This window comes from Mesorhizobium sp. B1-1-1 (assembly GCF_006442955.1).
In the GTDB taxonomy this organism is placed as follows: domain Bacteria; phylum Pseudomonadota; class Alphaproteobacteria; order Rhizobiales; family Rhizobiaceae; genus Mesorhizobium.
The window spans coordinates 228,289-252,987 of the sequence record NZ_VFWW01000001.1; the positions used below are offsets into that span (position 1 = coordinate 228,289).

Sequence of the window (24,699 nt, forward strand, 5' to 3'; positions counted from 1 at the left end):
ATGGCCAAAATCGATCTCGATGCCTTGAAGCAGGAGATGACCGGCTGGCGGCGCGATCTGCATGCCCATCCGGAATTCGGGTTCGAGGAAAAGCGCACCGCGGCCTTCGTCGCTGCCAAACTGCGCGAATTCGGCCTCGACGATGTGACCGAGGGCGTCGGCGGCACCGGCGTCGGCGGCACGCTGAAGCGCGGCAGCGGCAACAGGGCGATCGCGCTCAGGGCCGATATGGATGCCCTGCGCATCACCGAGCAATCGGCTGTGGCCTATGGCTCGCAAAATCCCGGAATCATGCACGCCTGCGGCCATGACGGCCACACCACCATGCTGCTCGGCGCGGCGAAGCTGCTGGCCGGGGAGGGCGGGTTCAACGGCACGGTGCGCTTCATCTTTCAGCCGGCCGAGGAGTGGGGCAGGGGCGCGCTGGCCATGCTCGACGATGGGTTGATGCGCCGCTTTCCCTTCGATGAGATTTTCGGCCTGCACAATCTGCCCGGATTGCCGATTGGCCATTTCGAAACCCGCCCCGGCCCGATGATGTCGGCCGAGGATATCTTCGAGATCGTTCTGAGAGGCCTCGGCGGCCACGCTGCCGGGCCGCAGGACGGCCGGGAGACACTGGTCGCCGCTTGCGCGCTGGTCACCAATCTGCAAACCATCGTCTCGCGCCGGCTGAGCCCGGCCGACATATCGGTGGTCTCGGTAACCGAGCTGATCACCGACGGCACCCGCAACGCGCTGCCCGGCCTTGCCCGTATCCTGGGAGACGCCCGCAGCTTTCGCCCCGAGGTCAGCGCCGAGATCGAGAAGCAGATGCGCACCATCGCCGCCGGCACCGCCGCCGCCTACAACGTCACCGCCGAGGTCGCCTACAGCAGGGAATTCGTGCCGCTGCACAACGACGCCGAATTGGTCGACGAGGCCTTTGCAGCCGCCGGAAACGTGTTCGTGCCCGAAGGCGTCGCCGTCGCCCGCGAGCCGATGACCGGCTCTGAGGATTTTGCCCGTTTCCTCGCTCACGTGCCCGGTTGCTTTGTCTTCCTCGGCAATGGCGACACGGCGCCGCTGCACAATCCGAGCTACGACTTCAACGATGACGGCCTGCTGTTCGGCACGAATTTCCATGCCGCGGTCGTCAGACGGCGATTGGGAGCATGAACGGCGCGGTCGTTCCGGAATTTGGCGGGAAGCCAAAGGGGTGGAATCCCCATGACGCTACGGCAAGACTCAGCTAACATCCACATTGCGGCGGACCTGATATCCGCCTGGCCGGCGCTATCAGGCACCTCCCAAGCGGCGCCGGCCGTCCTCTCCAGGCTGTGCTTTGTGCTGTCCCGCCGTGGTCCGCGGCGTTGCTGCACGCATGTCAACTCATTTGCCGGTCTTATCGGCTACAGGATTGCCGTCGGCGTGCGGGTTTTCCGCTGCCGGAGCCTTGGTTGGCGGGACGTTGTTGTCGCAGGCCGACACGGCCAGAACGATCAGCAGAAGGCCTAGGGAGAGCTTCTTCATCGCTACCTCCTCTCGTCTGACAACGAGACGACCTCCGTTTGGTTGCGACGATCAAGCCGAGGAACAAAAGCTCATGTCTCCGGTTGGATCAGGCAAAGGAGGACTGCTGGATGATTCGTCTGCTCTTGGCCTGCACCATCGCCTTCGTCACTTACCGCCTCGCGCGCAAGCTGATCGAGGACGTACCCGACACCGTCGATCCCCTGTTGCTGCCAGTCCCGAAGAATGATCGGGAGGCATTGCGCAGGCAGTCTGCGGCGATGGGTGTCGATCCGGAACGCTGACCTGTCGACGCTGAGCTCGCCGCGCCGCTTCCTTGTTGCGAACAAAGCGGAAACGATGCTTGATGGGCGATGAACCTTGCCGCTCATGATTCGACATTTCGGGAACCGACCGACCAGCCTGCTTATCTCGCAAGGCTGAACGACGCCCAGCGCCAGGCTGTCGAGCATGGCGACGGCAGGATCGCCGGACCGCTGCTGGTCATTGCCGGCGCCGGCTCGGGCAAGACCAACACGTTGGCGCATCGCGTCGCCCATCTCATCGTCAAGGGCGCTGATCCGCGCCGCATCCTGCTGATGACGTTTTCACGTCGCGCCGCCTCCGAAATGGCCAGGCGCGTCGAGCGCATCGCTGGCGAGGTGCTCGGCCGTGACGCCTCGATCGTCACTGACGCGCTGACCTGGGCCGGCACCTTCCATGGCATCGGTGCACGGCTACTGCGCGATTACGCGCAGGAGATCGGCCTCGATCCGGCGTTCACCATCCACGATCGCGAGGATTCGGCCGACCTGATGAACCTGGTGCGGCACGAACTCGGCTTCTCGAAGGCGGAAGCGCGCTTTCCCACCAAGGGCACCTGCCTTGCCATCTATTCGCGCGCCGTCAACGCGCAGGCGCCGCTCGGCGAGGTGCTGGGCTCCGCCTTTCCGTGGTGCGCCGGATGGGGCGAACAGCTGAAGCAGCTGTTCGCCGGCTATGTCGAGGCCAAGCAGGCGCAGAACGTGCTCGATTACGATGACCTGCTGCTCTACTGGGCGCAGATGACGGCCGAACCGGAGATAGCGATGCATCTGGGCGGGCGCTTCGACCATGTGCTGGTCGACGAATACCAGGATACCAACCGGCTGCAGGCCTCGATCCTCATGGCGCTCAAACCCGATGGCGCCGGGCTGACGGTGGTCGGCGACGATGCGCAATCGATCTATTCGTTCCGCGCCGCCGAGGTGCGCAATATCCTGGACTTCCCAAACCAATTCGCGCAGGCCGCCGATGTGGTGATGCTGGAGCGCAACTACCGCTCGACCGAAACCATTTTGGCCGCCGCCAATGCGGTGATCGGCGAGGCCTCGGAACGCTTCACCAAAAATCTGTGGTCGGAACGCAAATCCGCCGCCAAGCCGAGGCTGGTGACTGTACGCGACGAGGTCGAACAGGCCAATTTCGTCTGCGAGGCCATCCTGGCCGAGCGCGAGGCCGGCACGGCGCTGAAATCGCAGGCGGTGCTGTTTCGCGCCTCGCACCACAGCGGGCCGCTGGAAATCGAGCTGACGCGGCGCAACATTCCCTTCGTCAAGTTCGGTGGGCTGAAATTCCTCGATGCCGCTCATGTCAAGGATGTGCTGGCGGTGCTGCGCTTTGCCGAAAACCCGCGCGACCGCGTCGCCGGATTTCGCGTGCTGCAGCTTTTGCCGGGCATCGGCCCCTCGGCCGCGGCGCAGGTCGTGGAGACGATGACATCGGCGCTGGACGAGGCGATGGGCCTTGCCGGCTGGCGGCCGCCGCAGCGCGCGGCGGATGACTGGCCGGGCTTCGTCTCGCTCTACTCCGGCCTGCGTGCCGGCGCCAAATGGCCGGCCGATCTCGAACAGGTCAGGCTCTGGTACGAGCCGCATCTCGAGCGCATCCACGAGGACGCAACCACACGCCGGGCCGACCTTCTGCAGCTCGAGCAGATCGGATCCGGCTACGCTTCGCGCGAACGGTTCCTGACCGAGCTGACGCTCGATCCGCCGGACGCGACCAGCGACCAGGCCGGGCCGCCGCACCGCGACGAGGATTATTTGATCCTGTCGACCATCCACTCGGCCAAGGGCCAGGAGTGGAAGAACGTGTTTGTGCTCAACACCGTCGATGGCTGCATTCCGGCCGATCTCGGCGTTGGTACCAGGGAAGATATCGAGGAGGAGCGCCGGCTGCTTTACGTGGCGATGACAAGGGCCAAGGACAGCCTCAACCTGGTCATGCCGCAGCGCTTCTTTGCGCATGGCCAGGCGGCGCGCGGCGACCGCCATGTCTATGCCTCGCGCACGCGCTTCATCCCGGCCTCCCTCCTTGCGGCATTCGAACAGACGGTATGGCCGGCAGCGCAAGCAGCGCCGGGCAGGGCGCCCCGGCCGGAGATACGCGTCGACATTGGCGCGCGCATGCGCGGCATGTGGAAATAGCCGCGGCGATGGCGCCAGTCAGGATCGCAATTGCCGGTGCGCTCGGCCGCATGGGGCGCCAGATGGCGGACGCCGTGCAGGCCGACTCGCGGCTGGCGCTTACTGCCCGCTTTCATCGACCGGGCATTGCCGGCGATGGCCTGGTCAGCCGCGACGAGGCGCTCGGCCTGGCCGATGTGGTCGTCGATTTCACCACGCCGGCGGCATCGGCCGATCTGGCGAGAGCCTGCGCCGGCCGTCGCGGGCCTGCCATGGTCATTGGCTCGACCGGTTTCGATGACGCTGAATTGGCAGCCATCGCCGATGCCGCGAAAACCGTTGTCATCGTACGCTCCGGGAGCTTTTCGCTTGGGCTGAACATGCTGGTCGGATTGGTCGAGCAGGCGGCGAGAGCGCTCGGTCCCGCGGACTGGGATGCAGAGATTTTAGAGGCGCATCACCGCCACAAGATCGATGCGCCATCGGGCACCGCCCTGATGCTCGGCCAAGCCATTGCCGACGGACGCGGCGTCGAACTCAATGCGATGGCGAGGCTTGTTCGCGACGGTGTCACCGGTGCGCGGCCTGCCGGCGAGATCGGCTTCGCGATGCTGCGCGGCGGCAGCATCGTCGGCGAGCACAGCGTCAGCTTCTGCACCGGGGGCGAGATCGTCACCCTGTCGCATGCGGCCGAGGACCGCGTCATGTTCGCCCGTGGCGCCATCGCCGCAGCCCTCTGGGTGGCCGGGCGACCGCCCGGTCAATACGGTATGCGCGACGTCCTTGGCTTTGGCGCTTCCTGACGGGCCAGAACCCGCCGCTTTCCATTTCTCCAGTCGGCAAAATGACTGAAAGCTTGCGCCTGCCGCGACCGGAGGCGAAGCCTCCGCGTGGAGAATGCGGCGCGCCTCTTGGCGCGTCCTTCAGCCCGTTTGCAAGCGACAATGTCGACCCAGCCGCAAAGCAAACGCCCGGATGCGGCCACTTGCGCGGGCCTTACGTAGATAAGACCGAACCGTTCGGTTCGATTTATGTTGACGGACCGTACATCAAACGGTGAACGTACGCTCTGCGCAAACGGGTGGGCTCAATGGAGTTTTCTCAATAAACCGTTGGTTCAACAAGATAAAATTGTGGCAGCCAGCGATGTCGTTTCAATTTCAAGGGCCGTCCCACAGCTTTTTTGGCACATTTTCGTGACTGGAAACGACAACACCGCAGACCCATCTCGGGGTGGTCCGAGCGACGCGAAATCCTCCCAAGGGCACGCCACTAGACGGACAGAACAAACATACTGGAGTAACCAAAATGACCAAGATCGCTCTTACCGCCGCTGCCATCCTCGTTGCCACGGGCACCGCTTTCGCCGGCAGCGACAATTATGGTTCGGCCAACGCCAATCAGCCCGCCGCCGCTGTTGACCATTCCGTCACCGCTTCGACCTCGAAGACGAACGGAACCGTCCAGGCCCCGGCTTCGCAGGGCGCCGACCGCAACCTTTTCGGCCGCTAATCGCGACTGCCGACATCAACCAACTTGAACTCAGGAGTAAAGAAATGACCAAGATCGCTCTTACCGCCGCCGCCATTCTCATTGCCACGGGCACCGCCTTTGCCGGCAGCGACAATTATGGTTCCAATAATGTCAACCAGCCGGTTGCCAACCAGTCGACCTCCAACATCGACACCACGCATACCGGCTCGATCACCAAGTCCATAAAGGCGCAGGGCGACGCGAATGCCAACGTGCCGGCTCAGTCTGGCCAGGGCATCTGGGGCCGTTGATTCTGTAAGTCTTCGACCACAAAGAGCGGTGGGCCTGGCCCGCCGCTCTTGTTTTTTGCGCATGACCAATCCTCCAAGCTCGGCAGAAAACAATCCGAGCCCAGGAATAAAACAGGAGTGCCTGGGGTCTTGTCCTTAGCGGAACCGTCCTCCCAAGACGCCGCCTAACGGATGAATCCAGGAGATTGAAATGAACAAGATCGCCCTCGCCACCGCCGCCATCCTCGTTGCGACCGGCAGCGCCTTTGCCGGCAGCGACCATTATGGCTCCGACAATGCCAACCAGCCCGTCGCCCCGATGGCGGGCGTGGACCACCTTGTCACCGGCGCGCTCAAGGATACGGGCATGGCCAGCCACGAGACAGGCGATGCCAAGACGAAGCCCACGACCGACTGGCCCGAACCCGGCCAAGGCATCTGGGGCAATTAACGTCCCGGACACGCAGCGGCCTTGGCTGCCAGCTTAACCCCGGATTTCTAGCGCAGATCCTTCGGACGCAGGCAATGCGTCAGCCGCGCGGACGACAGGTTGGACCAGTCGCCCTGGAAAACGAGGCGCGCAAAGGCTGCCGTTGGAAATTTTCCTTCGAGCCTCCTGCGCGCCTTGGCCTCTGACCCTGGCCCGGCAAGCTGTTTCGCCAGATATTGCAGACCGGGATTGTGGCCGACCACCAGCAAGCTGTCGTTCGACGGATCGGCTTGACGAATCTGGCTCAGAATATCCGTCGCTGAGGCTTCATAAAGCGCCTCGGAGAACGCGACTCGTGGATGCGCTGGCAACTCCGCGTCCACCAGCCGCCAGGTCTCGCGGGTGCGCAGCGCCGGCGATACCAGCGCCTGGTCCGGCAGCCACCCGCGCGTCGCGAGTTCGCGCCCTATCAATTGGGCCGCCTTCAATCCGCGTTCGGCGAGCGGCCGGTCGAAATCGGGGAGGTTGGGATCGTCCCAACTCGACTTGGCGTGGCGCAGCACAAACAACTGTTTCACGATACTCCCGGTCGAATGGCGGATGCAGATGGAGGCAGGACAGCTGCTGGTTCAGGCAATTTGCTTTTCGGCGGCCTCGCGCAAGACTTCTTCTCCCCACTGGTTCAGGCTCTTGCCTGCGAGTTCCGCTGCCATTGCAACTTTTGAATGAACCGAGGGGTCAACGCGCAACATGAGATTGCCGGAATAAGATCTTTGCGGCGACTTACCGATTTTCGCGCAAGTTTCGACATAGTCGTCCACGGCTTCATGGAAGGCGGCTTTTAGCCCCGCGACAGTTTCTGAATGGAAGGATACGCCGTCTCGAATACCGGCAATACGGCCGAAGAAAATCTCGTCATCGTCATCATAATCAACGCGGGCCGAATAGCCCTTGTAGGTCATCGCATTCATGGCTTCACTCCGATCCTCAACAAGAATTGGCGAGCATCCCGTACTTGATATCGCTTTGCTTCCTTTGAAGGGTGCGGCCGGTGGAACGTCTCGACTTCGCTCTTAAAGACAAAACGCACGCGTGAGCCGCTTCCTTCGATCACCTGGCAACCAACGGCGACCAGCAAGGCTTCGACGGCAATCCATTCGATACTGCCCGAAACTGGATCGGTGAATATCGCTTTGAGCACGCGCCTATGCTTGCTGTTCATGCAAGCATGAGATAGGCGGGTGCGCCAAAGTTTGCAATCAAATTATGACTGCAAAAATGCCTACGGCGTGATCCGCGCCAATTGCTCGAAATCGATTTCCTCGCGTAGCGGGCTCGGTGCAATGATCATCGAGGTTGCATTGTCGGCATCGTCGGCGAAGCGGGCAAACACGGTGCGGCCCTTTTCCATCCGCGCCTTGCCCTCGGCGACCAGCCCCAGCGCCAGCGGATAGAGCTGGTGTTCCACCTTCAGCACTCGTGCGGCAAGTGTGTCGGCATTGTCGCCAACCATTACCGGCACCGCCGCCTGTGCGATGATCGGACCGTCATCCATCTCGGACGTGACGAAATGCACGGTGCAGCCATGGATGCGCATGCCCGCCGCCAGCGCGCGCGCATGCGTGTCGAGCCCCTTGAAGGCCGGCAGCAGAGCGGGGTGGATGTTGATCATGCGACCCTGCCATTTCTGGACGAGGCCGGTGGTCAAAATGCGCATGTAGCCGGCCAGTGCCACGATCTCGGCATTGAAGGCCGTGAGCGCCGCATCGATCGCGGCGTCGTGCGCCTGCTTGCTGGCATGGTCGGCCCGGGAAATCACCTGGGTGGCGATGCCGCGCGCCCTCGCCATGCCGAGCCCGGCGGCATCCGCCTTGTCGGAGATGACGCCGACGATTTCGGCGGGGAAAGCCGGGTCGCTGGCGGCGGCGATCAGCGCCGTCATGTTGGAACCGCGCCCCGAGATCAGAACGACAGTGCGTTTCTTCTGCGCACTCATAGACCGATCGAACCCCGATAGATGACGCCGGCGTCGCGGCGCGGCACGATCCGGCCGATCGGCGTCACCGTCTCGCCGGCTTCCTGCAAGACGGCAGCGACCTGCGCCGCCTGGCCGGACGCCACCGCCAGGATCATGCCGATGCCGCAGTTGAAGGTGCGCATCATCTCTTCGGGCGCCACACCGCCGGTTTTGGCCAGCCATGAGAACACAGGCGGCACGTCGATGGCGTCGAGATCGAGCTCGGCCGAGAACTCCTTCGGCAGAACGCGCGGAATGTTTTCGGGGAAGCCGCCGCCGGTGATATGGGCCAGCGCCTTGATGCCGTGCGTGTTGCGGATCGCCTTCAGGATCGATTTCACATAGATCCGGGTCGGCTCGAGCAGCGCCTCGGCCAATGTGGCCTCGTCATTGAAGGGAGCCGGATCGGTCCATGCCAGGCCGCTGGTCGCAACGATGCGGCGCACCAGCGAAAAGCCGTTCGAATGCAGGCCCGACGAACCCAGCCCCAGCAGCACGTCGCCCTCGACGATGTCGTCGGTGGGCAGAAGCTGGCCGCGCTCGGCCGCGCCCACGGCAAAACCGGCAAGGTCATAGTCCTTGCCGTGATACATGCCGGGCATTTCGGCCGTCTCGCCGCCGATCAGCGCGCAGCCGGCCTGCCGGCAGCCCGCGGCGATGCCGCCGACAATCGCCGCACCCTGGTCCGGATCGAGCTTGCCGGTGGCGAAATAGTCGAGGAAGAACAGCGGTTCGGCACCCTGCACGACGATGTCGTTGACGCACATGGCGACGAGGTCGATGCCGATCGTGTCGTGCTTGCCGGCGTCGATGGCGATCTTCAGCTTGGTGCCGACGCCGTCATTTGCGGCGACCAGCACCGGGTCGGTAAAGCCGGCGGCCTTGAGGTCGAACAGGCCGCCGAAACCGCCGATCTCGCCATCGGCGCCCGGCCGGCGCGTCGCCTTGACCAGCGGTTTGATCTTCTCGACCATGAGATTGCCGGCATCGATGTCGACGCCAGCCTCGGCATAGGTGAGCCCGTTCTTACGCTTGACTGTATCGCGCTTCATATCTGGCTTGTCGCTGTTTCCTTTGCGGCTCTTCGCATGAACGGTTTCGGTCCGCAAGGAAAACGGCGCTGAAACTGCCGCTCCCCACCAGGGGAAGCTCGGCAGCTTCTCTCTTGCGTCCATCCCCCATCTCCATCATCTATCGTTCAGACAGAAGCGACGGGACATGCGCTTGACCATCCCCAACCTGATCACAATCATGCGCCTTGTCCTGGTGCCTGCCGTGGTGCTGGCCATGCTCCAGGCGCGCTGGGATTGGGCCTTTGCCGGGTTCCTCGTTGCCGGCATCTCGGACGGCGTCGACGGCTTCATCGCCCGCCGGTTCAACCAGCATTCCAAGCTCGGCGCCTATCTCGATCCGGTGGCCGACAAGCTGCTCCTGGTTTCCGTGTTCGTCGTCCTGGGCTTCATCGGGCAATTGCCGCTGTGGCTGGTCGTCACCATGGTGTCGCGCGACGCGCTGATCATTTGCGCGGTGCTGTTGTCCACCGTGATGGCCCATCCCGTCGAGATGAAGCCGCTCCTCGTCTCCAAGGTCAACACCGCCATCCAGATTGTACTGGCGGCGCTGGTGCTGGGTGAGCTTGCTTTTTCGATCCATCTCGATCCACTTCGTCCCGCCCTCATAATGCTGTCCGGGGTCTTGACCGTGGCTTCGGCCGCAGCCTATCTCGTGGCTTGGCTGAGGCATATGAGCGGCTATGGCGAAGGCTCCACCCCGGGCACCTGACAAAGAAGCTGCGGCGAGCGCGCCGGCGGCCGCCGGTGATGATCCATCCGCCGGATTCCGCCGGCAGATCTTCTTCTGGCTTGCCGGCGTCGCCGCGCTCGCGCTTTTCCTCTATGTTTTCAGCGCCATCCTCTTGCCCTTCGTGGCCGGCATGGTGCTCGCCTATTTCCTCGATCCCGTGGCCGACCGGCTGCAGCGGCTCGGCCTCAGCCGTTTCATGGCAACGGTGGTCATCCTCATCACCTTCCTTGTCGTGCTGGTGCTGGCCTTTGTCATCCTCATCCCGGTGCTGGCGACGCAGATGGCCGATTTTGCCGGCAAGTTGCCTGAGTACCTGACGCGGCTGCAGAGCCTTATCACCTCGTTCGATCCGAAATGGCTGGAACAGAAATTCGGCGTCAACGCCAATGGCCTGCGCGACGGATTGAACTCACTGCTGACATCCGGCTTCGGTCTGCTGACGACCGTGTTCACCTCGATATGGAGTTCGGGCGTGGCGCTGGTCTCGGTGATCAGCCTGTTCGTGGTGACGCCGGTGGTCGCCTTCTACATGCTGCTCGACTGGGACCGCATGGTGGCGGTGATCGACAGCTGGGTGCCGCGGGACAATGTCGCCACGGTGCGCGCCATCGCCAGGGACATCAACACGGCAACGGCCGGCTTCGTGCGCGGGCAGGGCACGCTGTGCCTGGTGCTGGGCGCCATGTATGCCACCGGCCTGACGCTAACCGGTCTCAATTTCGGCATCCTCATCGGCCTGTTCGCCGGGCTGATCTCCTTCATCCCCTATGTCGGCTCGCTGACCGGGCTGGTGCTGGCCGTCGGCGTTGCCTTCGTCCAGTTCTGGCCGGACTGGACCATGGTCGTAGCGGTCGCGGTGGTGTTCTTCATCGGCCAGTTCATCGAGGGCAATATCTTGCAGCCGCGGCTGGTCGGCAAAAGCGTCGGCTTGCATCCGGTGTGGCTGATGTTCGCGCTGTTTGCCTTCGGCGCGCTGTTTGGCTTCGTCGGTCTGCTGATTGCGGTGCCTGCATCGGCCGCGGTCGCGGTCCTGGTGCGCTTTGCCATTGCGCGTTATCTGGAATCGCCGCTCTACAAGGGTCACGGCAAGGCCGTGCCGCCATTGCCGGCCGATCGTCGCAAAGGCATCAATCCATGATCCGGCCTGGCCGGGTCGCGCGGCTGAGCCTGGCATGAGCGACCAGAGGTCCGACCCGCCGCGCCAACTGCCGCTCGATCTCGGCCATGGCACCGGCTATTCTCGGGACGAACTCGTCGTCTCCGGCGCCAACAACCAGGCAGTGGCGCTGGTCGACCGCTGGCCGGACTGGCCCTCGCCGGTGGTCGTGCTGGCCGGCCCGGCCGGTTCCGGCAAGACCCATCTGGCCTCGATCTGGCGGGCACGGGCGGATGCCGTTCAGGTCGACGCGCACCGCATCGGCGACAGCATTGTAAATCTCGGTGCCCGGCCGGCGCTGATCGACGACGTCGATACCGGCACAGTCGACCAGCAAGGGCTGTTTCATCTGATCAATGCGGTGCGCGGCAGCGGCTCGCATTTGCTTTTGACGGCGCGCCGCTTTCCCTCGGCCTGGGGCGTCACGCTGCCGGATCTGGCGTCGCGGCTGAAGGCGGCGGCAACCGTCGAGATCCACGAACCCGACGATCTCCTGCTGGCAGGTGTCATCACCAAGCTGTTCGCCGACCGCCAGGTCGAGGTCGAGCCGCATGTCGTGCAATATCTGGTGCGCCGCATCGAGCGCTCCCTGGCGACGGCCATGCGCGTGGTGGAGCGGCTGGACCGCGCCGCGCTCGAACGCAAGACGTCGATCACCCGGGCGCTGGCGGCTGAAACCGTCAGCGCCATGGACGAGGGGCAGGGCGAGTTCGAGGTTTAGGGCGCGATGGTCGGCCGGCCAGCAAACGGTGGTTCCATGTCCCTTTAGCCGTCCCATTTCGGGAAACAGAAGCTGGCACCGATCTTGCGATACAAGCTTGCCGGCTGACCCCGGTCCTGATTGCGTTCCAAATCAGGTTGTAGGCTCGCCGGGAGTGGGGCGGTTGGGGTTCTCGCCCGGCGAGCTTACCTTCATGTGACTTCAGTCACCCTCACTCTTGCTGCGCGTTCGGCTGGCCCGCGCAATGCCAAGCTAGGTGAGAGAAGAACGGGTATTCGTCAATTGACGGATACCCAAAATGGCGACGGGGCCACCGAGTCGCTGAAATGCCGGCGCTCGGTGAACTCCGTGGCTGAGGCGAACGAGCCATATGCCCGCTGCTTGACGTTGATCTCGTCAGTTGGCCTTCTTCGCCTTGTTCACATAGTCGTTCGTGTACGTCTGCGTGATATCGATCTTGGCGTTGGCCACATCGGGCGAACCGAGAGAGAAAACGTCGAGCACGGCCTGCGCGCCTTTTGGATCCATGAGCCCGGTGGTCGAATACATGGGGATCGCATTTTTCAACGCGGCCAGATAGGCGTCCTTGTCGCTGCCGATCAGATTGTCGGGGATCTGGGCCATGATCTCTTCGGCGCTGTGGGAGTGAATGTAATCCAGCGTGGCAAGCATGGCATTGGTCAATCCCTGCGTTGCTTGGGGATGCGCGGCCATCCATTCCGGCCGGGTGTAAAGCGCTCCGCCGGGATAGTCGCCTCCGAATACCGCCTCGGTATCCTTCTGGGTGCGCGTGTCCGCCAGGATGGTCAGGTCCTTATGCCTGGCCTGAAGCACGGTGACGGCCGGATCGAGCGTCACCACGGCGTCGATCTGCCCTTGCTCCATGGCGGCGACGGCGGTAGCGCCCAGCCCAACGCCGATCACGGCGGCGGATGTCGGGTCGATGCCGTTCTTCTGCAGAAGGAACTTCAGGAAGAAGTCGGTCGAGGAACCGGGAGCGGTCACGCCGACCTTTTTGCCAGCAAGGTCCTTCACTGACTTGATCTTGCCGGTCTGGTCCGGCGCCACCGCCAGCACCAGTCCCGGGAACTGGTCGTAAACGACGAAGGATTGCAGGCGCTGGTTCTTGGCGGCCAATTTCACCGTGTGATCGAAATAGCCGGACACCACATCCGCGCTGCCACCCAATACTGCGGTCAGCGATTGAGAACCACCCTTGAAATCGACGAGGTCTGCATCGATGCCGGCTTTTTCGTAAGCGCCGATCTGTTTGGCGAGCACGGTCGGCATATAGCAGAGGCATGACGCTCCGCCGATCGAAATGGTGACCTTTTCGGCGGCCCCCGCGTCTGTGGCCACCGCGAGCAATACGACGGCGGCGGCCGCCAGTTTCGAAATGATCCTCATGATCTCCTCCTTGAGCTGGATTGGGCCCTATCGGCCTGGTTTCGAGAATTCAGGCCGCCAGACAAGCAGCCTTTTTTCGATCAGCGTGACGATCCAGTCGATCAAGAGCACAAAAGCGGCGAGGACGAACATTCCGGCAAAGACGCCCGCCACGTCGAACACGCCCTCGGCCTGCTGTATCAGATAGCCTAGTCCGCCGGCCGCACCGAGATATTCGCCGACCACGGCGCCGACCACGGCAAATCCGACGGAGATATGGAGCGATGAAAACACCCAGGACAATGCCGATGGCATATAGACGTGGCGCAGCAATTGCCGTTCGTTCATGCCGAGCATTCGGGCATTGGCCAGCACCGTCGTGTTCACCTCCCTCACGCCCTGGTAGACATTGAAGAAGACGATGAAGAAAACCAGCGTCACGCCCAAGGCAACCTTGGACCAGATGCCGAGGCCAAACCAAAGCGTGAAGATCGGCGCCAGCACGACGCGGGGAAGCGCATTGGCCGCCTTTACATAGGGATCGAAGACGGCCGCAAGTCTCGGCTTGCGGGCAAACCAGAAGCCGATCGCGATCGCTGCCAGCGAGCCGATGGCGAAGGCCAGCATGGACTCCCACAGCGTGATCCACAGATGATGCCAGATCGTCCCGGTGGCAAACCACCTCCATATCTGGCCTGCCACCGCCAATGGGGTCGAGAAGAAGAAGGAAATATTGTTCGGATCGCCGATCAGGTGCGTCGTCGACGCTGCCTGCCAGAGCGCGATGACGATGACGGCCACGGTTAGCTGTGCGAAAAGCAGCGTCGTCCTTTTCATCGGATCGCTCCTTCTTCAATCTCGCCGTAAGCCTTGAGCACTTCCTTCTTCAGCATGTGCCAGATGTCGCGATGCAATTCCTGGAAGCGCGGTTCCAGCCTGATTTCCGAAATATCGCGTGGACGCGCCAGCGGGATTGGAAAGTCGCCGATGATGCGTGCCGAGGGACCGGCTGACATCACCACCACGCGATCAGCCAGCGCGATCGCTTCCTCGAGGTCGTGGGTGACGAACATCACCGCCTTGCGGTCGTCCGACCACAGCTTGAGCAAAAGGCCGCCCATGATCAGCCGCGTCTGTGCGTCGAGCGGTCCGAAGGGTTCGTCCATGAGGATGATCTTGGGATCGCGGATCAGGACCTGCGCAAGAGCAACGCGCTTTTTCTGGCCGCCTGAAAGCATGTGAGGGTAGCGCTCGCAGAAAGCAGCCAGGCCGACGCGTCCGAGCCATGCTCGCGCGCGTTCCTTTGCTTCGGAAGAGGGCACGCCTGCCACTTCCAGCCCGATGGCCACATTGTCCAGAGCGGTCTTCCAGGGCATCAATGCATCCTGCTGGAAGAGGTAGCCAGCCTGTCTGTTGAGACCGCGAAGCGGGGCGCCGAACACACGGACGCTGCCTGCCGAAGGCACGAGAAGCCCTGCGCCGGCATTCAGCAGCGTTGACTTGCCGCAGCCCGTCGGCCCAATGATCGCCACGAATTCCTGGTCGCCGACTTTCAGATCGGCGCGGGCTACCGCCTGGAAGCTACGCCCAGCCGCCAATGCGAAATCTATGGTCACTCCATCGAGATCGACCGCGATCCCGGGTCCGGCTGGCGGCTGTCTGAATTTTGTCTCCGTGCCGCCCGTGGCGGTTTCCGTCGTCATGCTGAATGCCGCCCTGCGCCGAGGCGGGTGGGTGTCCAACTGTCGCTCATGGTTCCTCCGTGAGGCTTTAGCGGAGACCGTCGATGTCCGATGGGCATCTGTCGCCCCACACCGTGTTGTGTTCCGGCTCACAATAGTGGATGCGGTGGAGCAGGCAACTTTGCCGTCCGCGGCTTTTTGTTGCGACCGTGACATGCAGCAGCAAAGACAACTGGCCGCGCGGAGATTGCCGACAGCCCCATTCTGCACCCGACACATTGCCATTCGCAGGCGCCAACGGCCCTCGATTGCCTTTTCTGTGAAAGGTGGTCGGAGTGGAGAGATTCGAACTCCCGACCCTCTGGTCCCAAACCAGATGCGCTACCAGGCTGCGCTACACTCCGAACGGTCTGTTGCCTATTCATTTCAGTGTTGCATGGCAAGTGCAAAAACCTGCAAGTGCAAAAACCTTGCCGCCGTCCGCATTGCGCAGTAATGACGGGCGAAGAGGCGGCCATGCTGCCTTGCACAGCAATGAGGTGGTCATGTCCGCGCGCATTTTCAGTCCAGCCAAAACCGCGATGCAGTCCGGCACGGCCAAGACCGGCCATTGGGTGCTGGAATTCGATCCCGAGATGCGCAAGAAAATCGACCCGCTGATGGGCTACACCACTTCCGGCGACATGAGGAGCCAGATCAAGCTGACCTTCGACACGCGCGAAGAGGCCGTGGCCTATGCCGAGAAGGAAGGGCTCGCCTACCGCGTCGAAGAGCCGAAAGAGCCCAAGCGCCGCCAGATTTCCTATGCGGAAAATTTCCGCTATGACCGCAGGACGCCCTGGACGCATTGACCGGCAAAGCCCGGGCGGGCGCCAGCGCAGACATCTTACCGGCTCCGAGCCGGCCAGCGGTCCCGTAGCTCAGCTGGATAGAGCACCGGCCTTCTAAGCCGATGGTCACAGGTTCGAATCCTGTCGGGATCGCCAATAATTTCAACGGCTTAGCTGCTCCGGACGTGAGAAATTTCAACGCGGGCAGGAATCCGGTCGGAACTTTTCATCCCTTCTCGTCTTCACGAATGCGCTTGCCGGCGCGACGGCGGCACGCCGCCGCTGCGGCGCCCTTTCCGTATTATTTCGTGACCTTGTCGCGCGGGAACCTTCGTAACGATCACGCGTTCGGGGCCTTGTATTCGCGGTCCCTCATAAAAGTAAGCATTCGGGCTGCGAATGGCGGGCAAAACAAGCATGGGTTGGGGAAGGAGAAAACCGCGTCATGTCGAAACGTGAAATTGGAACGTCGCCCGCCTTGGGGCGACGTATCGCCGAGCTCAAAGCCAAGATGCAAACCGCCCGGATTTCCGACCATGAGCTGAAGACCTTCCACAAGGTTGCCGCCATCATGGGAGCGGGCGAAGGCTCTCTAGGCCTGGATGCCGACGATCTGATCGCGGCATCCTTTGTTGCAGAGACGCTGGGCGAATCGGCGCCCAACGGCTGACGGCAGGACCCTCCTGTCGTAGGTCCGGATCGATCATCCGGACAAATCTTCGAGACGCAGGCCGGAGGCGGCCGCCGGTCCGGCGGCCGTAACCCTGCAACCTCTGCCGTCGAATTGGAGGGAAAGTCTTATCGTTTTGTTTGCGTTGGCGCGTCATAGTAGACGCGGCTAACGGAGTTGAAGAGATGAAGCTCGACCTGTCGCCGACGAGTTGGGGCAGGGTGATCGCCGTCACCGCCGCCGGCACGGCGTTCTTCATTGGCGTGGCGTTTTTCGTCGATTCGTTCAACTTCCCGTATCTTTCCCCCGAAGCTGTGTGGCGGGCTCAGCTGACCGACATTCTGTTGCCCCTGGTGCTGGGTGGATCGTTTCTCTTCTTCCTGATGTGGAAGATACGCCAGTTGGCCATTGCCCAGCGCGATCTCACCGTCGTTGCCGCCACCGACAGCCTGACGGCGGTGCTCAACCGCGGCGCTTTCTCCATGCTGGTCGAAGCCTATCTCGAACAGGTCCGCAAACAGGCGTCGGCCAATTCCGGTGCGCTGCTGATCATCGACGCCGATCACTTCAAATCGATCAATGACCGGCTTGGACATGACTGCGGCGACCAGGCGCTCAAACTGATCGCGCAGACGATCAAGGATCAGCTCCGCGGCACCGACATCGTCGGCCGCATCGGCGGCGAGGAATTCGGCGTGTTTCTTCCCGGTGTCGATCCCTCGCAATCCTGGCTGGTTGCCGAAAGCATCCGCCGGCGAATTCGTGAGGTGGAATTTTCGCCGGGCGGCCGGTCCTGTCCGCTTTCCGTCAGCATTGGCGGTACTGCCTTTAACGGGCCGACCACCTATGAGGAGATATTCTCGGCAGCCGACAGGCGGCTCTATGCAGCCAAATCGAATGGACGCGACCAGGTCAGTTTCGATCCGATGGTTTCTCAGCAAACGCCGCCAGCCGCGACAATCACGGTTCATTGAGGCGGATCCGGCCAGCCACCGGCGCCGGGGGCGCGTCGCTGGGGATTTCTGCAGCCATCACGCAGAAGGTATTTTCGCTTTGCGCGCCGCCCGCTAAAGGTGGTGGCCACAGCTCCGGCCGGGGCTGAATGCATCGGGCAGGGCCTTCTTCGCATGACATTGATGGGCGCGGCGGCACTGCTGATCCTGGTCCTGACCTATGCCGGCGTCGCCGTCGGCCGCATACCAGGCCTGCGCCTCGATCGGGCGGGGATCGCACTGCTCGGCGGGGCCGCGATGATCGCCATCGGGGCGATCAGCCTGGAGGCTGCCTACCGCGCCATCAATTTCGACACCATCACGCTTTTGCTCGGCATGATGATCGTAGTGGCGCATCTGAAGGTCTCGGGCGCCTTTCGCGGCCTCGGTGCCATCGCGATCGAGCATGCGCATGCGCCGTTCATGCTTTTGGTTATGGTGACCCTGCTGACCGGCCTGCTGTCGGCCTTCCTGGTCAATGACGCCATCTGTCTTGTCATGGCGCCGATCGTCGTTCACGTCACCCGCGCCATCAAACGCAATCCGGTTCCTTATCTCATCGCGACCGCCACCGCGTCAAATTGCGGCAGTGTCGCCACCATCACCGGCAATCCGCAAAACATGGTCATCGGTGCGCTGTCGGGCATCTCCTATCCGGCCTTTTCAGCGGCTCTGGCTCCGGTTGCCCTGTTCGGTCTCGTCGCGGTCATCGCCATTGTTCGCGTCGTTTACCGCACCGAATTCGCGCGCAACGGCGAATTGACGCCGCAGGTCTCGCGCGGCCGCATGCATCGCCGCCAAGTGCTGAAAGCGGTGGTGGTTTGCATCGGACTGGCCGTGGCCTTCTTCGCCGGTGTGCCTGTCGCCAAGGCGGCGCTCATCGGCGGCGCCATCCTCCTGCTCACCCGCGCCATCAAACCAGAGCGCATCTATCGCGAAATCGACGGGCCATTGCTGTTCATGTTCGCCGGCCTGTTCATCGTGGTTGCCGGCGCCGAACGAACGCTGCTGACACCGGACATCGTCGCATCGGCCAAGAACGTCGGGCTGGACGACGTCTGGCGCCTGTCGGGCTTCACCGCCTTGCTCTCCAACATAATGAGCAACGTGCCGGCCGTGCTGGCGCTGCGGCCCTTCATCCCCGGCCTGGAAAACCCCGAGCGCGCCTGGCTGGTCGTCGCCATGAGCTCGACGCTGGCCGGCAATTTCACGCTCCTGGGTTCCGTCGCCAATCTGATCGTTGCCGAGCAGGCGCGCGCCGCCGGCACGTCGCTGTCGTTCGGCGCTTTCTTCAAAGTCGGCCTGCCATTGACGCTGCTGACGCTGGCGGTCGGCACGGCATGGCTGGCGCTCTGATCCCTGGCGCGACTGTTCCGTGCTCAATTGCTGCGGAGTGACGGGTGCTCCGGAGTGACGGGGCTTGGTATTTGCGGCCAAGTCCCGCCACCGGCCCAGATTTTCAGGGCGCCACTACCAATCGGCCTTTCATGTTGGGATGGAAGCGGCAGAAATAATCAACCGCTCCCGCCGTCTTGAGGGTCAGTTTTCCCTTCGCCTTCGGCGGGATCATCACCTCCCAGCCGCCCTTCACCGTGGCCGTGTGGGCGAATGCGTCCTTGTTCACCCACTCGATCGTGTCGCCGACCCTGGCCTCGACGCTTGCGGGCGAGAAGACGAGCTTGTCGATCGTCACCTCGATCGTCGCTGCCGGCGCCGGGCCGGCGGCAAGCACCAGCGCCAGCCAGGCAAGGAGCGGTCGGATCAGCACGGCCGCTTTCATTTCAACATGCCGGCGACATGTTCGGCATGCTGCTCATGCCCCTGGAAGATCTTGAGGCCGGTTTCGAGCAGGCTCTTCAGCTCGGCATTGCTGGCCGACGGAATGAGCAGGGTTTCGAGCGCTCCATTGACCTGCTTGTGGTAGGCCACCTCGTTTTCGATATAGGCCTTGTCGAAGGCAGCCCCTTTCAGCTTGGCGAGCTTGGCATGTTCCTCTTTCGCCGCCTTGGTCAGCGCCTGGCTGGTGGCATTGTCTTCCGGCTTCACCTTGAGCTTCTTGAGCAGGTCGAGCGCCTGCTTGTTCACCGCTTCGTGGTCGCGCTCCATGTCCTTGGCGAAATCGACGACTTCCTTGTTCTTGGATTTCTTGATTGCCTGCTTGGCCGCCTCGATGTCGATCATGTCGGCTGTGTAGGCGATGTGGGCGATCTGCGGGTCGGTCGGCTTGTCGGCAGCTTGCGCGAATGGGGCAGCGCCAAGCAGCAAGAGGGCGGCAAGCGCTGCGGTGTGTCTGATAAGCATGGCATCTCCTTCCGCCCGACAGCCTGGGCAGCGGGCTTCATCTGGGTTGACATTCATTGGATGAGGATGGCGCGGAAACGTTCCCGACAAATCGGCGAAAGATCTGGCTTTGAAGATCACCCCTCGAATCCGAGCCGCTTCATCACGGCCTGCGTCAGCCGTTCGCAGCGCCGGCCGGCGAAGGGGAAGGCGTCGAGCAGCACCGGCCCGATCTCGTCGTCCAGCGCCTTGCGCAGCAAAGCGCGGGCGCGGTGCAGTCTCGTCTTGACGGTCTCGGGCCGCACGCCGAGCAGGTCGGCGGTCTCCTCGATGCTCAGGCCCTCGATGACGCGGGCCACGAAAACCGCGCGATAGGCGTCGGGCAGGCTGTCGGTCGCCCGCTCGACAAGCCCGAGGATCTGCCGCTGCGCCATCGTCCGCTCCGGATCGTCGCTTGGGTTGAGGGGAAACCGGATGATCTGCGCTTCCGGGTTTTCAGGCATGGCCACGGTTCGCCGTCCTTTGCGAAGCCGCCCGAGCGCCTCGTTGATGACGATGCGCGACAGCCAGGTGGAAAGCGAAGCATCGCCGCGATAGGTGCCGAGATTGGTAAAGGCCCTGACATAGGCCTCCTGCACGATGTCCTCGGCCTCGCTGTCATTGCGCACCATGCCGCGCGCCAGTCGGTAGAGCCGCTGGTTGTTCAGCTTCATGATCTTGCGAAAGGCATCGCTGTCGCGGGCAAGCGCGCGGGCTACGAGCCGGAGCTCGTCCGTCGCTGTTGATGTTGCCGTCAGCGCAGGCATGTGTCCTCCATCGATCCTTGCACGAAAGATTGGATGCAGGTTTCGAAAAAAGGTTCCCGAAAAATCACGCCAGGCGATCCGCCTGGCTGCCTATGCTAGCACTTTGGCCGGCTCCCTGCCGGTGTTTTGCATCCGCGCCGTCGCGGCCAGCAGATCGGTTTGCGTGATCAGCCCGAGGATGTGGTTTTTATCGTCGACGATGATGACGGCGTGACTGCGCCCGTCGGTCAGCACTGGCAGCAGCGCCATGGCGTTCGAGCCGGCAGTTGCGGTTGCCGCCGGCGAGATCACGGTTCCGACCGTGCCGGCCGCCAGCGTCAGTTCCCGCAAGCCCACGGTTCCGGCCAGCCTTGCCTCGGCATCCACCACCGGCAAGGTTCGTATGTTGTGGTCAAGCAGCAATTGGCGCGCAGCGGCGGCTGGCGTGTGCTCGTCCACCGAGATGACGTCGCGCGACATGATGTCTTGGCACCGCAACGTCGCATGCTCGCGCACCATGGCCTGCAATTCGACCTGCCGCAGCAGCCGGTCGAGATCGCCCCGATCGATGTCGAAGGTCTCGTCGAGCGCTCCAAGCGCGGCGTCGATGTCCTCGGAGCGAAAACCGACACGCAATTGCGCCGGCGGATCGATGGTGCCGTGACTGTTTACCGGCGCCGGGGCCGGCACGTGCGGGTAGTTGCGCCGGGCCAGCTTGTGGAAGCCGTAGCCAAGCGCCACCAGCAGCATCGAATTGACCGCCACTGGCACGAAAGGAAAAAGGAAGCCAGCGCTGATCACGGCTGGGCCGCCGAACACCGCGGTCAATGCCGCCGCACCCCCGGGTGGATGCAGGCAGCGCGTGAACGACATTGCGGCGATCGCCAGCGCTACCGCAATACCGGTGGCGAGCACCGGCTGGTGCACGAATTGCACCACGATCACGCCGACAAGCGCCGAGATCGTGTTGCCGCCGATGATCGACCAGGGCTGCGCCAGCGGGCTGGCGGGCACCGCGAACAACAGCACCGCCGATGCTCCCATTGGCGCCACCAGCAGCGGCACATGTGGCCCGCTACCCAGTGTGAGTCCGCTGATCGCGCCAGTCAGCGCAATGCCGATCATCGCACCGACGCAGGCGATGATGCGTTCGCGCAGCGTCGCGCCGGCAAGAATGGGAACAAAGAGGCGGAACGCCATGGGCAGGCTCTTGGTGCGGTGGCTGGGGAATGATTTCCGCTGCCGCAATGAAGCGGAAGCCGGCAATTTGGAAGTCAAACAAATCCGCAAAACTGCGGATGGGGAGAATAATATTGCCGACATGGCCGGACCGGGGCGCCGCGTGCGGCCCCCGTTTGCTCAATCGCGTCAAGGCCTTGCGGGCGCTGCTGGTATCGGTCCGAGAGGTCGCGTCAGGCCGCTGCGGCGGCGGTGAGCCCGCGAAGAATATCGGTCATGAGGTCCTCGACATCCTCGAGGCCGATCTGGAGACGAATCAACGGCCCTTCATAGGGGCCCTTGGCAACGACGCGGTCGCCGAGCCAGACCGGCACGGCAAGGCTCTCGTAACCGCCCCAGGAGTAGCCGAGACCAAAGATCCGCAATGCGTCGAGGAACGCGTGCTGCTGTTTCTGGCCGCCGCCGGCAAGCACGATGGAGAAGATGCCGCTGGAGCCGGAAAAGTCACGCTTCCACAGCGCGTGGTCGGGATGACTGGGAAGGCCGGGGTGGAGCACGCGCGCCACGCCCTTCTGGCCCTCCAGCCATGCCGCGATGGCGAGCGCGCTGCGCTGATGGTGATCGAGGCGCACCCCCATGGTGCGCAAGCCGCGCAGCACCTGGTAGACGTCGTCGGGTCCGGCGCAGCAGCCAAGCGTGCAGAAGCTTTCATACAGCTGTTTCCAGCAGGCCTCGGTGGCCGACACCGTACCCAGCAGCACGTCCGAATGACCGGCGGGATATTTCGTCGCCGCATGGATCGAGATGTCGACGCCATGGTCGAGCGGACGGAAATAAAGCGGCGTCGCCCAGGTATTGTCCATCATGACGATGGCACCGGCGGCGTGCGCGGCCTTCGCGATGGCTGGTATGTCCTGCACCTCGAACGTGTTTGAGGCCGGCGATTCCGTGAACACCACCTTGGTGTTCGGTTTGATCAAGGCGGCGATGCCCGCGCCGATGCCGGGAGCATAATACTCGACCTCGACGCCGAGCCGCTTCAGCATCGTGTCGGCGAAGTTGCGCGTCGGATGATAGACGCTGTCGACGATCAGCAGGTGGTCGCCCGCCGAAACGAAGGCAAGCAGCGGCACCGTCACCGCCGCCAGGCCCGACGGGACCACGATCGTGCCGGCCGACCCCTCCAGCGCGTCTATGGCCTGGGCCAAGGCGTCGGTGGTCGGTGTGCCGCGCGTGCCGTAGGTGTATTTCTGGTCCCGTCCAGCCATCGAGGCGGCATTGCGGAACAGCACCGTGGAGGCGTGCACGACAGGCGGATTGACGAAGCCGAAATAGTCATGCGGGTTGTTGCCCGAATGGGCAAGCCGCGTGTTGATGCCCATTTTGCCAGTCACCGGCTCGTTGCCGTCTTTTGCCATTCGTCGTCGCCTTTTTTGGTAAGCCGCTAGCCATAGTGCGGCGACATGGACCGCGCAACAGCCGGCTTTCGCCAGGACCCCGACTTCGAATGTGCCAATTGCCGGAGCCGCCGCAGGCCGACTGCAAGCGTAATGGCGCGGCCAGAAAGCCCGCCGCCGGCAGCGGCATGCGTCGCCTGATAGCGCAAAGCGTACCTCACCATGACCCAGATCCAGCCAGAGGGCGCAGACATCGGCACGCAACCGGCCGGCAGAGCACAGTAACGCAGAGTAATCGGGCGGATGGATTTTTTGCGGACAGAGCGCAGCCTGGCGTAGGGCGAGCTTCGCCGGCTTTATTCGCGCTTCTGACTAAATTGCGGGCGCGTTTGTCTGCTATTCAGGCAATTGCGGCAAACGATTTTCAAACCCATCTGAATTCGGTCATTTTCCTTGACCTCACAGGAATTATCGCCTTCGATGCTGTTCGTGAATGGGAGGCGGCGCGTCGACTGCGATGCGGAGTTCCGGAAATGGGCCGGAACGAAAAGCTGCGTTCACGCGGGAAAAAAAGATCAGGTTTGCCTGAAAACAGAAAAGGGTCTGTGGGTCATGAAACACATTGCAATCGGCATCCTTGGAGCCGCCGCGCTTGGAGCCGTGGCTTCAACGGCTTCAGCCACCACGCTCGACACGGTCAAGCAGAAGGGCTTCATCCAGTGCGGCGTCTCGACGGGTCTGGCCGGCTTCTCCGCGCCGGACGACAAGGGTGACTGGCAAGGCATCGATGCCGATTTCTGCCGCGCCGTGGCGGCCGCCGTCTTCGGTGACGGCTCCAAGGTCAAGTTCACGCCGCTCAGCGCCAAGGAGCGCTTCACCGCGCTGCAGTCGGGCGAGATCGACATCCTGTCGCGCAACACCACCTGGACCATTAACCGCGACACGGCACTTGGCCTGAACTTCATCGGCACCACCTACTATGACGGCCAGGGCTTCATGATCAACGCCAAGAAGCTGCCGGGCGTCAATTCGGCGCTTCAGCTGTCCGGCGCCGCCGTCTGCGTGCAGAGCGGCACCACCACCGAGCTCAACCTCGCCGACTACTTCAAGGCGAACAAGATGGAGTACAATCCGGTCGTTTTCGAGAAGCTCGAAGAGGTCAACGCAGCCTATGACGCCGGCCGCTGCGACGTCTACACCACAGACCAGTCGGGCCTTTACGGCATCCGCCTGACGCTGGGTGCGCCGGCCGATCACGTCGTGCTGCCGGAGATCATCTCCAAGGAGCCGCTCGGACCGGCGGTGCGCCAGGGCGACGACCAGTGGTACCATATCGTCAAGTGGACCTATTTCGCGCTGCTCGATGCCGAGGAACTCGGCATCACCAAGGCCAATGTCGACGAGATGAAGAACTCGGCCAGCCCTGAGATCAAACGCGTGCTCGGCCAGGAAGCCGACACCAAGATCGGCACCGATCTCGGCGTCTCCAACGACTGGGTCGTCAACATCGTCAAGGCGGTCGGCAATTACGGCGAAATGTTCGACCGCAATGTCGGCTCGGGCAGCCCGCTGAAGATCGCCCGCGGCATCAACGCGTTGTGGACCAAGGGCGGCCTGCAATACGCTCCACCGATCCGCTGATCGAAATGTGATCCGGAAGGCAGAACCAT

29 protein-coding genes and 2 tRNA genes are annotated in these 24,699 nt (G+C 62.9%); 16 read left to right on the forward strand and 15 right to left on the reverse strand.

Annotation, left to right across the window (positions count from 1 at the left end; genetic code table 11):
* Positions 1-1,158 (forward strand): M20 aminoacylase family protein, encoded by a 1,158-nt coding sequence (locus FJ986_RS01130; protein WP_140673205.1) that lies wholly within the window; start codon positions 1-3, stop codon positions 1,156-1,158.
* 213 nt (positions 1,159-1,371) lie between these two features.
* On the opposite strand, the gene FJ986_RS30345 is transcribed toward FJ986_RS01130, so the two are convergent.
* Positions 1,372-1,512: a hypothetical protein gene (locus tag FJ986_RS30345; RefSeq protein ID WP_181165131.1), complete on the reverse strand. Its 141-nt coding sequence runs from the start codon at positions 1,510-1,512 to the stop codon at positions 1,372-1,374.
* A 110-nt stretch (positions 1,513-1,622) separates the two neighbouring features.
* Between FJ986_RS30345 and FJ986_RS30350 the strand changes: the two genes are divergently transcribed.
* The 6 genes from FJ986_RS30350 to FJ986_RS01155 all read left to right on the forward strand — a co-directional run bounded on the left by FJ986_RS30350 (position 1,623) and on the right by FJ986_RS01155 (position 6,152).
* Positions 1,623-1,796: a hypothetical protein gene (locus FJ986_RS30350; RefSeq protein ID WP_181169231.1), complete on the forward strand. Its 174-nt coding sequence runs from the start codon at positions 1,623-1,625 to the stop codon at positions 1,794-1,796.
* A 69-nt stretch (positions 1,797-1,865) separates the two neighbouring features.
* Entirely contained in the window at positions 1,866-3,959 is a 2,094-nt protein-coding gene (locus FJ986_RS01135; RefSeq protein ID WP_140558878.1) for an ATP-dependent helicase, read from the forward strand.
* Between the two features lie 8 nt (positions 3,960-3,967).
* On the forward strand, positions 3,968-4,741 hold the full coding sequence (dapB, locus tag FJ986_RS01140; RefSeq protein ID WP_140670125.1) for a 4-hydroxy-tetrahydrodipicolinate reductase: 774 nt from the start codon (positions 3,968-3,970) through the stop codon (positions 4,739-4,741).
* 505 nt (positions 4,742-5,246) lie between these two features.
* Positions 5,247-5,450: a DUF680 domain-containing protein gene (locus FJ986_RS01145; protein ID WP_140515477.1), complete on the forward strand. Its 204-nt coding sequence runs from the start codon at positions 5,247-5,249 to the stop codon at positions 5,448-5,450.
* 44 nt (positions 5,451-5,494) lie between these two features.
* Positions 5,495-5,722 (forward strand): DUF680 domain-containing protein, encoded by a 228-nt coding sequence (locus FJ986_RS01150; RefSeq protein ID WP_140670123.1) that lies wholly within the window; start codon positions 5,495-5,497, stop codon positions 5,720-5,722.
* A gap of 190 nt (positions 5,723-5,912) precedes the next feature.
* Positions 5,913-6,152: a DUF680 domain-containing protein gene (locus FJ986_RS01155; protein WP_140670121.1), complete on the forward strand. Its 240-nt coding sequence runs from the start codon at positions 5,913-5,915 to the stop codon at positions 6,150-6,152.
* 47 nt (positions 6,153-6,199) lie between these two features.
* On the opposite strand, the gene FJ986_RS01160 is transcribed toward FJ986_RS01155, so the two are convergent.
* The 5 genes from FJ986_RS01160 to purM all read right to left on the reverse strand — a co-directional run bounded on the left by FJ986_RS01160 (position 6,200) and on the right by purM (position 9,200).
* Positions 6,200-6,709, reverse strand: a complete 510-nt coding sequence (locus tag FJ986_RS01160; protein ID WP_140494356.1) for a histidine phosphatase family protein — start codon at positions 6,707-6,709, stop codon at positions 6,200-6,202.
* A gap of 51 nt (positions 6,710-6,760) precedes the next feature.
* Positions 6,761-7,102, reverse strand: coding sequence for a type II toxin-antitoxin system HicB family antitoxin (locus FJ986_RS01165; RefSeq protein WP_140624578.1), 342 nt, complete (start codon positions 7,100-7,102; stop codon positions 6,761-6,763).
* Entirely contained in the window at positions 7,099-7,332 is a 234-nt protein-coding gene (locus tag FJ986_RS01170) for a type II toxin-antitoxin system HicA family toxin (protein WP_224656000.1), read from the reverse strand. Before FJ986_RS01170 ends, FJ986_RS01165 begins: the two co-directional genes overlap by 4 nt.
* An 81-nt stretch (positions 7,333-7,413) precedes the next feature.
* Positions 7,414-8,127, reverse strand: coding sequence for a phosphoribosylglycinamide formyltransferase (purN, locus tag FJ986_RS01175; RefSeq protein ID WP_140520619.1), 714 nt, complete (start codon positions 8,125-8,127; stop codon positions 7,414-7,416).
* On the reverse strand, positions 8,124-9,200 hold the full coding sequence (purM, locus tag FJ986_RS01180) for a phosphoribosylformylglycinamidine cyclo-ligase (protein WP_140494348.1): 1,077 nt from the start codon (positions 9,198-9,200) through the stop codon (positions 8,124-8,126). The genes purN and purM overlap by 4 nt, the downstream gene beginning before the upstream one ends.
* A gap of 172 nt (positions 9,201-9,372) precedes the next feature.
* Between purM and FJ986_RS01185 the strand changes: the two genes are divergently transcribed.
* The 3 genes from FJ986_RS01185 to hdaA are packed head-to-tail and all read left to right on the forward strand — an operon-like array spanning position 9,373 to position 11,828.
* The gene (locus tag FJ986_RS01185) at positions 9,373-9,930 is read left to right on the forward strand and encodes a CDP-alcohol phosphatidyltransferase family protein (RefSeq protein WP_140495033.1); all 558 of its coding nucleotides are present in this window, start codon (positions 9,373-9,375) and stop codon (positions 9,928-9,930) included.
* Positions 9,902-11,089 (forward strand): AI-2E family transporter, encoded by a 1,188-nt coding sequence (locus FJ986_RS01190; protein WP_140494346.1) that lies wholly within the window; start codon positions 9,902-9,904, stop codon positions 11,087-11,089. The genes FJ986_RS01185 and FJ986_RS01190 overlap by 29 nt, the downstream gene beginning before the upstream one ends.
* Positions 11,090-11,123: 34 nt before the next feature.
* Positions 11,124-11,828 carry a DnaA regulatory inactivator HdaA gene (gene hdaA, locus FJ986_RS01195; protein ID WP_140673207.1) on the forward strand — a complete coding sequence of 235 codons (705 nt, stop codon included), beginning with the start codon at positions 11,124-11,126 and terminating at the stop codon, positions 11,826-11,828.
* A 396-nt stretch (positions 11,829-12,224) separates the two neighbouring features.
* Here hdaA and FJ986_RS01200 read toward each other — a convergent pair whose 3' ends face one another.
* From FJ986_RS01200 to FJ986_RS01215, 4 genes are all read right to left on the reverse strand, one after another.
* Positions 12,225-13,238 carry an ABC transporter substrate-binding protein gene (locus FJ986_RS01200; protein ID WP_224646410.1) on the reverse strand — a complete coding sequence of 338 codons (1,014 nt, stop codon included), beginning with the start codon at positions 13,236-13,238 and terminating at the stop codon, positions 12,225-12,227.
* A gap of 24 nt (positions 13,239-13,262) precedes the next feature.
* Positions 13,263-14,051 (reverse strand): ABC transporter permease, encoded by a 789-nt coding sequence (locus FJ986_RS01205; protein WP_140494342.1) that lies wholly within the window; start codon positions 14,049-14,051, stop codon positions 13,263-13,265.
* Complete coding sequence (locus FJ986_RS01210; RefSeq protein ID WP_140650578.1) at positions 14,048-14,917, reverse strand: ABC transporter ATP-binding protein; 870 nt, start codon at positions 14,915-14,917, stop codon at positions 14,048-14,050. Before FJ986_RS01210 ends, FJ986_RS01205 begins: the two co-directional genes overlap by 4 nt.
* Before the next feature lie 306 nt (positions 14,918-15,223).
* Positions 15,224-15,300, reverse strand: a tRNA-Pro gene (locus FJ986_RS01215).
* Positions 15,301-15,441: 141 nt separating this feature from the next.
* Between FJ986_RS01215 and FJ986_RS01220 the strand changes: the two genes are divergently transcribed.
* From FJ986_RS01220 to FJ986_RS01240, 5 genes are all read left to right on the forward strand, one after another.
* Complete coding sequence (locus FJ986_RS01220) at positions 15,442-15,747, forward strand: ETC complex I subunit (RefSeq protein ID WP_140494338.1); 306 nt, start codon at positions 15,442-15,444, stop codon at positions 15,745-15,747.
* 58 nt (positions 15,748-15,805) lie between these two features.
* Positions 15,806-15,882, forward strand: a tRNA-Arg gene (locus FJ986_RS01225).
* 289 nt (positions 15,883-16,171) lie between these two features.
* Positions 16,172-16,396 carry a hypothetical protein gene (locus FJ986_RS01230; RefSeq protein WP_140494336.1) on the forward strand — a complete coding sequence of 75 codons (225 nt, stop codon included), beginning with the start codon at positions 16,172-16,174 and terminating at the stop codon, positions 16,394-16,396.
* Between the two features lie 185 nt (positions 16,397-16,581).
* Positions 16,582-17,370, forward strand: coding sequence for a GGDEF domain-containing protein (locus FJ986_RS01235; RefSeq protein WP_140494334.1), 789 nt, complete (start codon positions 16,582-16,584; stop codon positions 17,368-17,370).
* A 153-nt stretch (positions 17,371-17,523) separates the two neighbouring features.
* Positions 17,524-18,744, forward strand: a complete 1,221-nt coding sequence (locus FJ986_RS01240) for an anion transporter (protein WP_140673209.1) — start codon at positions 17,524-17,526, stop codon at positions 18,742-18,744.
* Between the two features lie 103 nt (positions 18,745-18,847).
* Here the strand turns inward: FJ986_RS01240 and FJ986_RS01245 are convergent, their stop codons facing one another.
* From FJ986_RS01245 to FJ986_RS01265, 5 genes are all read right to left on the reverse strand, one after another.
* Entirely contained in the window at positions 18,848-19,168 is a 321-nt protein-coding gene (locus tag FJ986_RS01245; protein WP_140494330.1) for a cupredoxin family copper-binding protein, read from the reverse strand.
* Complete coding sequence (locus tag FJ986_RS01250; RefSeq protein WP_140494328.1) at positions 19,165-19,689, reverse strand: DUF4142 domain-containing protein; 525 nt, start codon at positions 19,687-19,689, stop codon at positions 19,165-19,167. Before FJ986_RS01250 ends, FJ986_RS01245 begins: the two co-directional genes overlap by 4 nt.
* 116 nt (positions 19,690-19,805) lie before the next feature.
* Positions 19,806-20,474: an RNA polymerase sigma factor gene (locus FJ986_RS01255; RefSeq protein ID WP_140515501.1), complete on the reverse strand. Its 669-nt coding sequence runs from the start codon at positions 20,472-20,474 to the stop codon at positions 19,806-19,808.
* 90 nt (positions 20,475-20,564) lie between these two features.
* Positions 20,565-21,653, reverse strand: coding sequence for an HPP family protein (locus FJ986_RS01260; protein ID WP_140515503.1), 1,089 nt, complete (start codon positions 21,651-21,653; stop codon positions 20,565-20,567).
* 212 nt (positions 21,654-21,865) lie between these two features.
* The gene (locus FJ986_RS01265) at positions 21,866-23,050 is read right to left on the reverse strand and encodes a cystathionine beta-lyase (protein WP_140515505.1); all 1,185 of its coding nucleotides are present in this window, start codon (positions 23,048-23,050) and stop codon (positions 21,866-21,868) included.
* A 591-nt stretch (positions 23,051-23,641) separates the two neighbouring features.
* Here FJ986_RS01265 and FJ986_RS01270 point away from each other — a divergent pair.
* Positions 23,642-24,670, forward strand: a complete 1,029-nt coding sequence (locus FJ986_RS01270; protein WP_140494320.1) for an amino acid ABC transporter substrate-binding protein — start codon at positions 23,642-23,644, stop codon at positions 24,668-24,670.
* Positions 24,671-24,699: the final 29 nt, after the last annotated feature.

Bases quoted from the DNA above. Each gene is read 5' to 3' on its own strand.
- FJ986_RS01130 (WP_140673205.1), top strand. From the start codon at position 1: ATGGCCAAAATCGATCTCGATGCCTTGAAGCAGGAGATGACCGGCTGG.
- FJ986_RS30345 (WP_181165131.1), bottom strand. From the start codon at position 1,512: ATGAAGAAGCTCTCCCTAGGCCTTCTGCTGATCGTTCTGGCCGTGTCG.
- FJ986_RS30350 (WP_181169231.1), top strand. From the start codon at position 1,623: ATGATTCGTCTGCTCTTGGCCTGCACCATCGCCTTCGTCACTTACCGC.
- FJ986_RS01135 (WP_140558878.1), top strand. From the start codon at position 1,866: ATGAACCTTGCCGCTCATGATTCGACATTTCGGGAACCGACCGACCAG.
- dapB (WP_140670125.1), top strand. From the start codon at position 3,968: ATGGCGCCAGTCAGGATCGCAATTGCCGGTGCGCTCGGCCGCATGGGG.
- FJ986_RS01145 (WP_140515477.1), top strand. From the start codon at position 5,247: ATGACCAAGATCGCTCTTACCGCCGCTGCCATCCTCGTTGCCACGGGC.
- FJ986_RS01150 (WP_140670123.1), top strand. From the start codon at position 5,495: ATGACCAAGATCGCTCTTACCGCCGCCGCCATTCTCATTGCCACGGGC.
- FJ986_RS01155 (WP_140670121.1), top strand. From the start codon at position 5,913: ATGAACAAGATCGCCCTCGCCACCGCCGCCATCCTCGTTGCGACCGGC.
- FJ986_RS01165 (WP_140624578.1), bottom strand. From the start codon at position 7,102: ATGAATGCGATGACCTACAAGGGCTATTCGGCCCGCGTTGATTATGAT.
- purN (WP_140520619.1), bottom strand. From the start codon at position 8,127: ATGAGTGCGCAGAAGAAACGCACTGTCGTTCTGATCTCGGGGCGCGGT.
- purM (WP_140494348.1), bottom strand. From the start codon at position 9,200: ATGAAGCGCGATACAGTCAAGCGTAAGAACGGGCTCACCTATGCCGAG.
- FJ986_RS01190 (WP_140494346.1), top strand. From the start codon at position 9,902: ATGGCGAAGGCTCCACCCCGGGCACCTGACAAAGAAGCTGCGGCGAGC.
- hdaA (WP_140673207.1), top strand. From the start codon at position 11,124: ATGAGCGACCAGAGGTCCGACCCGCCGCGCCAACTGCCGCTCGATCTC.
- FJ986_RS01205 (WP_140494342.1), bottom strand. From the start codon at position 14,051: ATGAAAAGGACGACGCTGCTTTTCGCACAGCTAACCGTGGCCGTCATC.
- FJ986_RS01210 (WP_140650578.1), bottom strand. From the start codon at position 14,917: ATGACGACGGAAACCGCCACGGGCGGCACGGAGACAAAATTCAGACAG.
- FJ986_RS01220 (WP_140494338.1), top strand. From the start codon at position 15,442: ATGTCCGCGCGCATTTTCAGTCCAGCCAAAACCGCGATGCAGTCCGGC.
- FJ986_RS01230 (WP_140494336.1), top strand. From the start codon at position 16,172: ATGTCGAAACGTGAAATTGGAACGTCGCCCGCCTTGGGGCGACGTATC.
- FJ986_RS01235 (WP_140494334.1), top strand. From the start codon at position 16,582: ATGAAGCTCGACCTGTCGCCGACGAGTTGGGGCAGGGTGATCGCCGTC.
- FJ986_RS01240 (WP_140673209.1), top strand. From the start codon at position 17,524: ATGACATTGATGGGCGCGGCGGCACTGCTGATCCTGGTCCTGACCTAT.
- FJ986_RS01245 (WP_140494330.1), bottom strand. From the start codon at position 19,168: ATGAAAGCGGCCGTGCTGATCCGACCGCTCCTTGCCTGGCTGGCGCTG.
- FJ986_RS01250 (WP_140494328.1), bottom strand. From the start codon at position 19,689: ATGCTTATCAGACACACCGCAGCGCTTGCCGCCCTCTTGCTGCTTGGC.
- FJ986_RS01255 (WP_140515501.1), bottom strand. From the start codon at position 20,474: ATGCCTGCGCTGACGGCAACATCAACAGCGACGGACGAGCTCCGGCTC.
- FJ986_RS01260 (WP_140515503.1), bottom strand. From the start codon at position 21,653: ATGGCGTTCCGCCTCTTTGTTCCCATTCTTGCCGGCGCGACGCTGCGC.
- FJ986_RS01265 (WP_140515505.1), bottom strand. From the start codon at position 23,050: ATGGCAAAAGACGGCAACGAGCCGGTGACTGGCAAAATGGGCATCAAC.
- FJ986_RS01270 (WP_140494320.1), top strand. From the start codon at position 23,642: ATGAAACACATTGCAATCGGCATCCTTGGAGCCGCCGCGCTTGGAGCC.